The following is a 12,075-nucleotide window of genomic DNA, read 5'->3' as shown; positions in this document are numbered from 1 at the left end:
ACGGTTGGATATACCTCTAGCTAACCAACCAGTTGGTCGGAAATCAACTAACCGGTTGGTTGGTACGCTGACGCCATGCAGCAGCGGAACGCCGATCGGACCAGGACGCGGATCCTCGCCGCCGCCACCGAGGAGTTCGCGGCGCGCGGGATCGCGGGCGCGCGGGTGAGCCGGATCGCGGAGGTGGCCGACTGCAACAAGGCGATGCTCTATGCGTACTACGGCAACAAGGACGCGCTGTTCGACGCGGTCTTCACCGCGTTCGTGGACGCCTACCTGGACGAGGTGGGATTCGACGCCGCGGACCTGCCGGCCTATGCGGGCCGGGTGTTCGACTACTTCGAGGCGCATCCCGATCATCTGCGGCTGTCCACCTGGTACCGGCTCGAGCGGCCGGAGGGCGAGCCGTTGGCGGCGATCCTGGCTGTGAATGCGAGCCGGCTGGAGGAGTTGCGGCGTGGTCAGCGGCGACGGGAAGTGCCGCGGGACTTCACGGCGGTGAGTCTGCTGTCGTTGATCCAGGCGATCGCGACGAGCTGGTCGTCGATGAATCCGGAGTACGGCACCGAGGGTTTGCCCGAGGCGTCGCGACGTAGAGCGGTTGTGATGGCGGTGCGGAAGATTCTCAGGTGATTCATTGGTTGGGCCGATGGAGTTCTCAGCCTTGCGAGCTCTACTCGTAGCAGAGGGAACTGGGCTGAGGAGGGCAACCGCGATGAATGACGGCGCTGGACGGCAGGAAGCTGGACAAGAGCCTGCGCAACACCCGGGCTACTGGCAGCAGCAGACCGGACCACAACAATCCGGTCCGCAGTACGCCGGCCACGCAACGCCGTACGGCGCGCAGCAGGGTGTGCCGCAGTACGGGGCGCGACCGCAGATGGGGCCGCAGTTCGGCGGGGGACAGCCGCCGTACGGTGGATATCCGCCGTACCCGTTCGGGCCGCAGCCCCCGGCGCCGAAGCGGCGTGGACGGCGACTGCTGGGCGCGGGTGCACTGGGGCTGGCCGCGGTGGTGGTCGCCGGATCGGTTGCCTGGGGCATCGGTCAGCGGACTGACGGCGGTACGTCGCAGCTTTCGCAGCAGCAGCTGGACCCGGCGTCGGTCGCGGCGAAGGTATCGCCCGGTCTGGTCGACGTGAACACGGTGCTCGGTTATGAGGGCGCACGCGCCGCCGGCACCGGGATCGTCCTCACCGCAGATGGTGAGGTCCTCACGAACCACCACGTGATCGAGGGTGCGACGTCGATCAGCGTGACGGACATCGGCAACGGGAAGACGTACACCGCGAGTGTGGTCGGGTACGACGACACGCACGACATCGCCGTACTGAAACTGAAGGACGCGTCCGGGCTGGAGACCGCGAAGACCGGTGACTCGGACAAGGTCACGCTCGGCGACGACGTGGTCGGGGTCGGCAACGCGGGTGGTGTGGGAGGTACGCCGAGTTACGCGGCCGGTGAGGTGACCGGGCTGAACCAGGCGATCACCGCGACCGACGAGAATGGGCAGGACCCGGAAAACCTGACCGGCCTGATCGAGACCGACGCGAACATCCAGGCCGGGGATTCCGGTGGTCCGTTGGTGAACACCTCGGGCGAGGTGATCGGCGTGGACACGGCCGGAGGCGGGGGCAACAACGGCGGCCAGGGTCGCCCGGGTCAGACCGCCGCTACGACTGGTTCCACTGCGACCGCTGGTTCCACGGCGACCGCGACGCTCGCTGGGTACGGCGATGGGTCCGGGAACGGCGACGGGACCAGCAACGGCTTCCCCTTCGGCAACGGGAACGGCTTCGGCGACGGCTCCGGCACCGGAAACGGCGACGGTTCGGGCACCGGGAACGGCCAGAGCAACGGCGACGGGTCGGGCACGGGGAACGGCCAGAGCAACGGCGATGGGTCGGGTAACGGCTTCGGGAACGGTGACGGCTCGGGTACCGGAAACGGTCAAGGGAACGGCGACGGGTCGGGTAACGGGAACGGGTCGGGGAGCGGTACGACGACGCAGGGGTATGCGATCCCGATCAACACGGCGCTCGACATCGCCAAGCAGATCGAGAGCGGGAAGGCGACGGAGACCGTACACATCGGATCGTCCGCGATGCTCGGGATCTCGGTTGTCACGACGCAGGGCACGACCGGTGCCGTGGTCGGCGACGTACTCGCCAACGGCAAGGCCGACGACGCCGGCATCACCGCCGGTGACGTGATCACCTCGTTCGCCGGTCAGACCGTCGACTCGCCGGACGCCCTGTCGAGCCTACTGAACAAGCAGCACCCCGGCGACAAGGTCGAGGTCGGCTGGGTGGACCAGTCCGGCCAGACCCACAAGGCCACGATCGAACTGATCACCGGCCCGGTCCGCTGACCCACAGACCCGGTCCGCTGACCCCAGCGCCACCCCCTCGCTGAAGCGGACCGAACGATCGGGCCCGACGCCGAACCCCCAGGCGTCCGGGCCCGATCGGTGCGTTCGGACCCAGGACGCTCAGGCGTAGAAGCCGGACTGCCAGGTGGGGTGGGTGGGGACCCATCCCAGGGTGGTTCGGGCGTGGCCGTTGGTGGCGCCTCGGGCCCACGGGGTTCGGGGGGACGGCGGCGCGGACGGGGGAGGGGCGCCTACCGACTGGGCGAAGGAGGGCACCCAGTCGGAGGCGGCTGCGGGGGTGTTGTCGACGATGTTCACCGGGCCGGAGGGCCAGGTCAGGGCGGAAACAGCCGCGGCGGCGGCGTCGTCGACGTGGAGGAAGCTGGTGATGTCGGGGCCGGTGGGGAGTTGGCCGGCGGCCGCCGCGTCAGCCATCGCGCCGCCCTTGGTGTACCAGGTGTCAGGCCCGTAGAGCATCCCGTACCGAAGCGCGACCCACTCCGGCGCCTCGGCGGTCATCTCCTCGAGCGCCGCCACCGCTCCGACCGATCCACGCCGGCTCGCGTCCGGGGCATCGACATCCAGCGGTGTGGATTCGGTAGCGAGCCCATCACCAGGCTCATAAGCCCAAGCGATGCTCTGCGAAATCACCCGCCGCACCCCAGCGGCCAACGCCGCATCCACCAGATTGCGAGTCCCCTCCCGCCGGATCCGCAGATTGGCAGCGAAGTCGCGCGCCGTGAGATCGGTCAGCTGATGCATCACCACCTCCGGCCGAGCCGCCGCAACCACCTCCCGCAGCCCCGCAGCGTCGTACACGTCACCCGTCACGGTCTCGACGCCTGGCAGCGCCGACGCCCGGCGGGACAACGCGGTCACCTCATGGCCCTGGGCAACCAGCAGCGGGACGAGCCGGCGCCCGATCACGCCGGTCGCACCGGCGACAAAAATCCTCATGCCATCACGGTAGGAAACTGAGCGCCCTGATCCCTGGTCCAGTTGGTGAGCATTTTCCCGGGCCACTTCCGACCGTGGTGAACACTCGTTTACGCTGATAGCTCAGTAAACAGCTGTTCACCCCGTAAGGATCCCGAGCTTGATCGTCCGTCCTGCCGCTCACCCACGCCTGATTCTGGCCGTCCTCGCCTTCTGCGGCGTGCTCGTCGCCATCAGCCAGACCATCGTCGTACCGCTCCTGCCCGAGCTCCCGGCGATCACCCACAGCTCGATCTCCGACGTGAGCTGGCTGATCACGGTCACCCTGCTCACCGGCGCCGTGTTCACCCCGCTGCTCGGCCGCGCCGGCGACATGTACGGCAAGCGCCGGGTCCTCCTCATCGCCCTGGGCTCGATGGTGATCGGTTCGTTGCTCTGCGCAAGCAGCTCGAACCTGTCGGTGCTGATCGCCGGCCGTGCGTTCCAGGGTGCCGCGATCGCCGTCGTACCGCTCGGCATCAGCATCCTGCGCGACGAGCTGCCGCCGCGCCGGGTCATCCCGTCGATCGCGATCATGAGCTCGACCCTCGGCGTCGGCGCCGCGTTCGGGATCCCGGCCGCGACCCTCGTGGTGGAGTACGCCAACTGGCACGCGATGTTCTGGATCAACCTCGGCATCGGCCTGCTCGACATCGTCCTGATCCTGCTGATCGTGCCGGAGTCCGCCGTCAAGACCAGCGGCCGCTTCGACATCCTCGGCGCGATCGGCCTGAGCACGTTCCTGGTCTGTCTCCTGCTCGCCGTCTCGAAGAGCAGCACCTGGAGTACTTCGGTCATCGTCACCCTGTACGCCGTTGCCGTCGCCATCGTCCCGTTGTGGGCCTGGTACGAGCTCCGGACCACCAGCCCACTCGTCGATCTCCGGGTCTCGGCGCGGCCCGCCGTACTGTTCACCAACCTCGGTGCCCTGCTGATCGGCTTCTCGTTCTACGCCAACTCACTGTCCACCGCGCAGCTCGTCCAGGAGCCGACCTGGACCGGCTACGGCCTCGGCAAGTCCATCGTCGTGAGCGGCCTCTGCCTGTTGCCCGGCGGTGTCGCGATGGTGCTGCTGTCCCCGGTGTCGGCGCGGATGTCGGCCGCCCGTGGCCCACGGTTCACGCTCGCCGTCGCGTCCGTCCTGATGGCCGCCGGGTACGTCGTCAGATTCTTCACCAGCCATGACGTGGCGGGGATCGTGATCGGTGCGACCGTGGTGTCGGCCGGAACCGCGGTGGCGTACTCGGCACTTCCGGCCCTGATCATGCATGCTGTCCCCGTGACCGAAACGGCCGCGGCGAACGGCCTCAACACCTTGATGCGCACGGTCGGCTCCGCGATCTGCAGCACGATCGTCGCGACCGTCCTGGCCGGCGTGACCATCACCAAGGAAGGCCGGGTCGCGCCCGCGTTGTCGGCGTACCTGATCGTGTTCGTGATCGCCGGGATCGCCGCGGTGATCGCAGCCGGTCTGGTCCTGCTGATCCCGGCACGCCGTTCCGAGCCGGCGCGGGTCGAAGTCGCCGCGACGTGATGGATCAGGGGCGGACCGCGATCCTGCGGGCGGCGCGGAAGGCGTTCGCGCGGGAGCCGTACGACGCCGTCACCCTGCGCGGGATCGCTGCGGATGCGAATGTCAGCGCGGCCCTGATCGTCAAGCATTTCGGTGGCAAGGAAGCACTGTTCGAGAAGGTTGCCGACTTCAGTGAGGCGACCCAACTCCTGCTGGCCGCGGCCGACGACGACCTCGGTCGGCACGCGGTCGTGACGCTGGTGAACTATCGGCGGGAGAACAACCAGGACCTGCTCCTCCGGGTCGTCTTCGCCGCCGGCAGCGGCGACGAACGCGCGCTGATCCGCGAACACTTCCGCGACCAGGTGACCCGCGCGTTCGCCGCCCGCCTGACCGGCACCGACGCCGACCTCCGCGCTGAGCTGATCACCGCCCAACTCGTCGGCCTGGGTGCCGCCATGGCCGTCAACAAGACCGGTCCGGCCGCAACCGCCGCCCCCGAGGCGATCGCCGACTTCTACGCCCCGAGCATCCAGGCGCTGGTCTATTAAGGCGTCACGAGCATCGTTGCCATCATCCCCGCGTCGGCGTGGCCGAGGAGGTGGCAGTGGTAGAGGAAGCGGCCGGGGAAGTCGCCGAAGCGCATGATGATGCGGACCTTCTCTCCCGGCATGACCGTGACGCTGTCCTTCCAGCCTGACTCGAACGGCGCCGGCGGTACGCCGTTCCGATCGAGGATCTGGAAGCGGACCAGGTGGGTGTGGAACACGTGCGGGATCGGCAGATCCGGCGTCTCCGCGTTGAAGATCGTCCACACCTCGGTCGCGCCGAGCTTCGGCTTGATGTCGATCCGGTCCGGATCGAACGTCTTCCCGTTGATCACCATCTCGCCGCGGGCCTTGTCCAGGTTGAGCTGGAAGTCCCGCCGTACCTTGGCCTGCGACTCCTTCAGTCGCTGGATGGGGACGAGCTTCGACGGCAGCCGGTGGTTCGGACCGGTCGCCTTGCGTACGTCGAAACGCATGATCTGCATCGGGGCACCGAAGATCGAGCTGTTCAGTACGACGTGCGATCCGACCGGGTAGCGGCTGAAGTCGATCACGACCTCGGCGCGCTCGGAAGGTGCCAACGGCAACTTTGTCACCGGGACCGGTGCCGGCAGCAACCCGCCGTCGGTCCCGATCACGTGGAAGCCGTCACCGCTGCCCAGGGTCAGCTCGTGCAGGGTGTCCAGCGACGACCCGTTCAGGAGCCGGAACCGGTAGCGCCGTTGCTCGACCTGCAGGAACGGATGCGGCTTACCGTTCACGACCGCGACCTCGCCGAAGAACTCGCCGGCACCGGGATCGGGGATCCGGAAGGTCCCGTCCGCGTTGAACGACCGGTCCTGGATCACCAGTGGTACGTCGTACTTCCCGCTAGGTAGACCGAGTTTGTCCTCGGCCGGATCGGTGATCAGGTAGAGCCCGGTCAGACCCTGGTAGGTGTTGAACGCCTCGTGGTGATGGACGTGATCGTGGTACCAGAGCGTCGTCGCCTGCTGGCGGTTCGGGTAGAGGTAGAACCGATCCTTGCCGGGGGCAATCTCATCGCCCGGCAGCCCGTCCGAACTCGAGGGTACGTTGGCGCCGTGGAGGTGGACCGCCGATTCGCCGGGGAGCTTGTTGCGCTGGCGTACGACGATCGGCCGGTTGCGGCGCGTCTTGATCGTGGGGCCCGGGAAGATCCCGTCGTACCCCCAGATCGGTGTCCGCAGGCCGGGCAGGATCTCCTGGACGGCCGGCTTGATCGTGACGTCGTAGTAGTCCGTGCCCGCGATGCTGTACTTCGGCTTCAGCACCGGCGGGACGACAAGCGGGGTGTCGAACAGTTGGACGGGCGGTCCGGCGGCGACGGCCCGCTGTGCGAACGCACCGGTCAGTCGCTCGGCCGGCACGGCCGCCGCGGCACCGGCCAGCAGGCCGAGCTTGAGGACGTCTCTTCGTTTCATCGAGTCTCTCCAAGAGTGCGGGCCCGCCACGGGACGCCGAACAGGACGGCGGCGACGAGGACGAGCGCGAAGGTGTAGCGAAGGGTGACCAGCGCGACGCCGGTCAGATGCGAGGTCAGGTCGCCGGTCACCTGCTCGTCGAACAGCCAGCCATGCGCGAGCACCTCGGGTGCGCTGAACACGGCTGCGACGACCGCGGCCCCGACGGCGAAGGCGATCCGCTCCGGTACGCCGTCCCGCAGGCCGAGCCGGCTGGCTGCGACGGCAACGAGGAGCAGGACGCCGATGCTGACCGGCAACGCGAGCGTGGAGTCCCGCAGGAAGTGCGCGAACGGGCTCAGACCCTGCGCACCGTGGTGACCCGTATGGGTCGTCGTCTCATGGTCCGGCAGGTACACGTAATGCAGGACCCACCCGACGGCGTAGTTCTGGATCAGGCCGAGAACGGCCACCTTTCCAAGCATGCTGTCCACCCTCGGTGGACACCCGCGGAGCAGGCATCGGTGACGACTACCTATCCCGAACGGACCCGCCGCCTATGGTTCACTGCTTGAACAGCTGTCTTAGAATGTGGGCAAACACCCTTGGTCAGGCGTGTGACGCCGCTAACATAGGGCAACCAGGCCGAGAGGCGCTGCAACGGACCCAGGTCCGCCACGCTCGACCTGGAGCACTTGCTGCGAAGGGCGCCTCCGGGATTCGTTCTGGAGGGGACGGCAGATGAGTGAAACCGCGCTGAGGGAACTACTGGACGAGCGCATCGTGGTGCTCGACGGCGCGTGGGGCACGACGCTCCAGGGCGCCAAGCTGACACCGGAGGACTTCCGGGGCGATCGGTTCGGCGACCACACCCACGACCTCACCGGTGACCCCGACCTGCTCGCCCTGACCCGGCCGGACCTCATTCTCGACGTCCACCGGCAGTACCTCGCGGCCGGCGCCGACATCACCACCACCAACACCTTCACCGCGACGAGCATCGGTCAGGCCGACTACGGGATGCAGGCCTACGTCCGGGAGATGAACCTCGCCGCTGCCCGGCTGGCCCGGCAGGCGGCGGACGAGTTCGGCGGCAAGTTCGTCGCCGGTTCGATCGGCCCGCTCAACGTCACCTTGTCGCTGTCGCCGCGCGTGGAAGATCCGTCGTACCGGGCGGTGACCTTCGAACAGGTGCGGGACTCGTACGCCGAGCAGATCTCCGCGCTGGCCGAGGGCGGCGTGGATCTCCTGCTGATCGAGACCATCTTCGACACCCTGAACGCCAAGGCCGCCGTCGCCGCAGCCCGTGAGGTCGCGCCGGACCTGCCGTTGTGGATCTCGGTGACCATCGTCGACCTGAGCGGCCGGACACTGTCCGGTCAGACCGTCGAGGCGTTCTGGAGCTCGGTCGAGCACGCGAAGCCGCTCGTCGTCGGCGTCAACTGTTCCCTCGGCGCCGCCGAGATGCGCCCGCACGTGGCCGACCTGGCCCGGTTCGCCGACACGTACGTCGCCTCGCACCCGAATGCCGGTCTCCCGAACGCCTTCGGTGGGTACGACGAGACTCCCGAAGAGACCGCGGGAATGCTGCACGAGTTCGCCGGCTCCGGACTGGTCAACATCGTCGGCGGCTGCTGCGGTACGACGCCCGCCCACATCAAGCAGATCGCCGAAGGTGTCCAGGGGCTGCCCCCGCGCACCGTCGTACCGCCTGATGAGACCACTCGCTTCTCCGGGCTGGAGCCGTTCAAGATCGGGCCGGACACCGGGTTCGTGATGATCGGCGAGCGGACCAACGTGACCGGGTCGGCGCGGTTCCGCCGGCTGATCGAGGGCGACGACCACCAGGCCGCGGTCGACGTGGCGCTCGAGCAGGTGCGCGGTGGCGCCAACTTGCTGGATGTGAACATGGACGCCGACCTGCTCGACAGTGAGCAGGCGATGACCACCTTCCTGAACCTGATCGCGACCGAGCCCGAGGTGGCCCGGATCCCGATCATGATCGACAGCTCGAAGTGGTCGGTGCTCGAGGCCGGGCTGAAATGCGTCCAGGGCAAGGGCGTGGTCAACTCGATCAGCCTGAAGGAAGGCGAGGAGGAGTTCCTCGAGCGGGCCCGCCGGATCATGGACTTCGGCGCCGGCGCGGTGGTGATGGCCTTCGACGAGCAGGGCCAGGCCGACACGGTCGAGCGCAAGGTGTCGATCTGCGGCCGCGCGTACGACCTGCTCACCGGGATCGGCTTCCCGGCCGAGGACATCATCTTCGACCCGAACGTGCTCGCCGTTGCGACCGGTATGTCCGAGCACAACGGATACGCCAAGAACTTCATCGACGCGCTCCCGCTGATCAAGGAACGCTGTCCGGGCGTCCATATCAGCGGCGGTATCTCGAACCTGTCGTTCTCGTTCCGCGGCAACGACATCGTCCGCGAGGCGATGCACTCGGCCTTCCTGTACCACGCGGGCAAGGTCGGCCTGGACATGGGAATCGTCAACGCCGGCCAGCTCGCCGTGTACGCCGACATCCCGAAGGATCTGCTCGAGCTGGTCGAGGACGTCATCTTCAACCGGCGCGACGACGCCACCGACCGCCTGGTTGCTTTCGCCGAGAACGTGAAGGGCAAGGGTACCAAGCGCGAGATCGACCTGACCTGGCGTGAGGGCACGGTGCAGGAGCGGCTTTCGCACGCTTTGGTGCACGGCATCGTCGACTACATCGAGGAAGACACCGAGGAGGCGCGCAAGCAACTGCCGCGCCCGCTCGAGGTGATCGAAGGCCCGTTGATGGACGGGATGAAGATCGTCGGCGACCTGTTCGGCGCCGGCAAGATGTTCCTGCCGCAGGTGGTGAAGAGCGCCCGGGTGATGAAGCGCTCGGTGGCCTACCTGGAGCCGTTCATGGAGGCGGAGAAGGAGCAGGCCCGGCTGGAGGGACGCACCGAAGCCGTTCGTGGCCAGGGCAAGATCGTGATGGCCACGGTCAAGGGTGACGTCCACGACATCGGCAAGAACATCGTCGGCGTTGTGCTCGGCTGCAACAACTACGAGGTGATCGACCTCGGCGTGATGGTGCCGGCGGCAAGGATCCTCGACACGGCCGTTGCCGAAGGCGCCGATGCGGTCGGTCTGTCCGGCCTGATCACGCCGTCGCTGGACGAGATGGTTGCCGTCGCCACCGAGATGCAGCGCCGTGGGCTCAAGCTCCCGCTGCTGATCGGCGGCGCGACCACGTCCAAGCAACACACTGCGGTTCGGATCGCTCCGGCGTACGACCAGACGACGGTGCACGTACTGGACGCCTCCCGGGTGGTCGGCGTGGTGTCCGATTTGCTCGACGAGGAGCGCTCCGAGGTTCTTGCCGAGAGCAACAAGGTCGAGCAGGAGCGGCTGCGGGAGCAGCACGCCAACAAGCAGCGCAGCCCGTTGCTCACGATCGACGCGGCGCGTGCGAACGCGGAGCCGGTCGAGTACGGCGAACTTCCCGTGCCGGCCTTCACCGGGCTGCGGCGGGAGTCGCCGTCGCTGGAGACGTTGCGGGCGATGATCGACTGGCAGTTCCTCTTCCTGGCTTGGGAGTTGAAGGGCAAGTACCCGGCGATCCTGGATCAGCCGGTAGCGCGCGAGCTCTTCGACGACGCGAACACCCTGCTCGACGAGATCATTGCTAACGGCTCCTTTACGGCCGAGGGCGTGTACGGATTCTGGCCCGCGCACAGCCAGGGTGACGACATCCTGCTGGACGGGCTGGACGTGTCGTTCCCGATGCTGCGGCAGCAGACCGAGAAGCCGGCCGGACGGCACAACCGTTGCCTGGCCGACTATGTTGCGCCGGCTGGTGATCACCTGGGTGGTTTCGGTGTCGCGATCCACGGTGCCGAGGCGCTGGCCGCGTCGTACGAAGAACGTAACGACGACTACCGGGCGATCATGGTGAAGGCCCTGGCCGACCGGTTGGCGGAGGCGTTCGCCGAGTGGATCCACCTGGAGGCGCGGCGGGCGTGGTTCGAGCCGGACGCCGAGCCGGAGCTGGCGGATCTACACGCGGAACGGTTCCGCGGGATCCGTCCGGCGCTCGGCTACCCGGCCAGCCCGGACCACTCCGAGAAGCAGGAGCTCTTCAACCTGTTGGAGGCAGAGAAGCTCGGCCTCGGCCTGACCGAGTCCTTCGCAATGACCCCGGCCGCGGCAGTCAGCGGCCTGATCTTCGCCAGCCCATCGGCCCGCTACTTCAGCGTAGGCCGCATCGGCCGCGACCAGGTAGAGGACTACGCCGTACGCCGTGGCATGTCCGTAGAAGAAATCGAACGCTGGCTCCGCCCCAACCTCGCCTACGACCCGAAGTGATGTCACATCGTTAATGCTGGATGAGCCACTTGAGCGGCCGTCCGCACGGGGGTGCCGCTCGGGCTGGTGACCAAGTTGTTATGCCGCCGATGTAACGCTCCGTGTTCCCATACCGATGGTGGTTCGAAGGCACATGTGGCCTAGTCCGGGGGGTCGGACTGGCCACAATCACCAATCAACAGGGGGAGAGACAGTCATGTCTCAGCAGGATCCGAACCAGGTTCAGATTCCAACCGCGGGGCCGCAGTACCCGCAGCAGCCGGTTCAAGGCCCGCCGCCGGGCTGGCAGCCACCGAAGAAGAAGACCCACAAATTCCGTAACTTCGTGGTCTTCCCGTTCGTCGGTCTGATCGCTTTGATCGTTGTCATCTCGGCCGCCGCCGGCGGTGGTGGCGGCGCCAACACCGCGTCGACCAAGGCCGACACCAAGACGTCGGCGCCGGCGGTCCAGCCGAAGGCCAGCGCCAAGCCGGCGAACAAGGCACCGGCCACCACCGAGGCTCCGAAGGTTACGGAAGCTCCGAAGGCGACGCAGGCACCGGCCGAGGTCAAGTGCACCGGAAACCGCAACGATCCATGCGAGATCAAGCTCGGAGTCGCCTACACCGTCGGCAAACACACCATGCAGAAGGGCTGGAAGCTCAAGACCGAGGAGTTCCTCGGCACCAAGCTGATCGGCACTCTTGCCAACAGCTCTGACGACACCAGCACGGCGTTCTTCACCGTCAAGTTCCTGAAGGGCTCTGCGGTCGTCGCGAACTTCCAGTGCAGCAGCAGTGAACTCGAACCCAAGCAGACCGAGGACATCGAGTGCATCAACATGTCCGACGTCTCCAAGTCGCTCAAGCCCGGCGCTTACAACAAGATCACGGCCGAGGCTGACTTCTGATCAGTGTTTAGGCT

The 12,075-nt window shown here is 67.2% G+C and carries 9 protein-coding genes; 6 read left to right on the top strand and 3 right to left on the bottom strand.

The annotated features are described in order from the left end of the window. Window positions 1-75 precede the first annotated feature (75 nt). Window positions 76-633: a TetR family transcriptional regulator gene (locus tag AB0L70_RS25115; RefSeq protein ID WP_363688093.1), complete on the top strand. Its 558-nt coding sequence runs from the start codon at window positions 76-78 to the stop codon at window positions 631-633. 82 nt (window positions 634-715) lie between these two features. Then, a complete protein-coding gene (locus AB0L70_RS25110; protein ID WP_363688091.1) occupies window positions 716-2,371 on the top strand; it encodes a trypsin-like peptidase domain-containing protein in 1,656 nt (551 codons plus the stop codon). 120 nt (window positions 2,372-2,491) lie between these two features. Here AB0L70_RS25110 and AB0L70_RS25105 read toward each other — a convergent pair whose 3' ends face one another. Beyond that, a complete protein-coding gene (locus AB0L70_RS25105; RefSeq protein ID WP_363688089.1) occupies window positions 2,492-3,328 on the bottom strand; it encodes an NAD-dependent epimerase/dehydratase family protein in 837 nt (278 codons plus the stop codon). 139 nt (window positions 3,329-3,467) lie between these two features. On the opposite strand from AB0L70_RS25105, the gene AB0L70_RS25100 reads away from it, so the two are divergent. Both AB0L70_RS25100 and AB0L70_RS25095 read left to right on the top strand, forming a co-directional pair. After that, window positions 3,468-4,880, top strand: a complete 1,413-nt coding sequence (locus AB0L70_RS25100) for an MFS transporter (RefSeq protein WP_363688087.1) — start codon at window positions 3,468-3,470, stop codon at window positions 4,878-4,880. Further along, window positions 4,880-5,410, top strand: coding sequence for a TetR family transcriptional regulator (locus AB0L70_RS25095; RefSeq protein ID WP_363688085.1), 531 nt, complete (start codon window positions 4,880-4,882; stop codon window positions 5,408-5,410). Before AB0L70_RS25100 ends, AB0L70_RS25095 begins: the two co-directional genes overlap by 1 nt. Here the strand turns inward: AB0L70_RS25095 and AB0L70_RS25090 are convergent. Together AB0L70_RS25090 and AB0L70_RS25085 are read right to left on the bottom strand one after the other, a co-directional pair. After that, complete coding sequence (locus AB0L70_RS25090; RefSeq protein ID WP_363688083.1) at window positions 5,407-6,849, bottom strand: multicopper oxidase domain-containing protein; 1,443 nt, start codon at window positions 6,847-6,849, stop codon at window positions 5,407-5,409. The genes AB0L70_RS25095 and AB0L70_RS25090 overlap by 4 nt on opposite strands. Beyond that, a complete protein-coding gene (locus AB0L70_RS25085; protein ID WP_363688081.1) occupies window positions 6,846-7,313 on the bottom strand; it encodes a hypothetical protein in 468 nt (155 codons plus the stop codon). The genes AB0L70_RS25090 and AB0L70_RS25085 overlap by 4 nt, the downstream gene beginning before the upstream one ends. A gap of 256 nt (window positions 7,314-7,569) precedes the next feature. Between AB0L70_RS25085 and metH the strand changes: the two genes are divergently transcribed. After that, window positions 7,570-11,172 carry a methionine synthase gene (gene metH / locus AB0L70_RS25080; RefSeq protein WP_363688079.1) on the top strand — a complete coding sequence of 1,201 codons (3,603 nt, stop codon included), beginning with the start codon at window positions 7,570-7,572 and terminating at the stop codon, window positions 11,170-11,172. A 196-nt stretch (window positions 11,173-11,368) separates the two neighbouring features. Continuing rightward, on the top strand, window positions 11,369-12,061 hold the full coding sequence (locus tag AB0L70_RS25075) for a hypothetical protein (RefSeq protein WP_363688077.1): 693 nt from the start codon (window positions 11,369-11,371) through the stop codon (window positions 12,059-12,061). The last annotated feature ends 14 nt before the right edge of the window (window positions 12,062-12,075 follow it).

It is taken from the genome of Kribbella sp. NPDC051952 (assembly GCF_040680855.1).
In the GTDB taxonomy this organism is placed as follows: domain Bacteria; phylum Actinomycetota; class Actinomycetes; order Propionibacteriales; family Kribbellaceae; genus Kribbella.
Note: the sequence above shows the minus strand (reverse complement) of the source record. Positions and strands in the feature narration are given on the sequence as shown.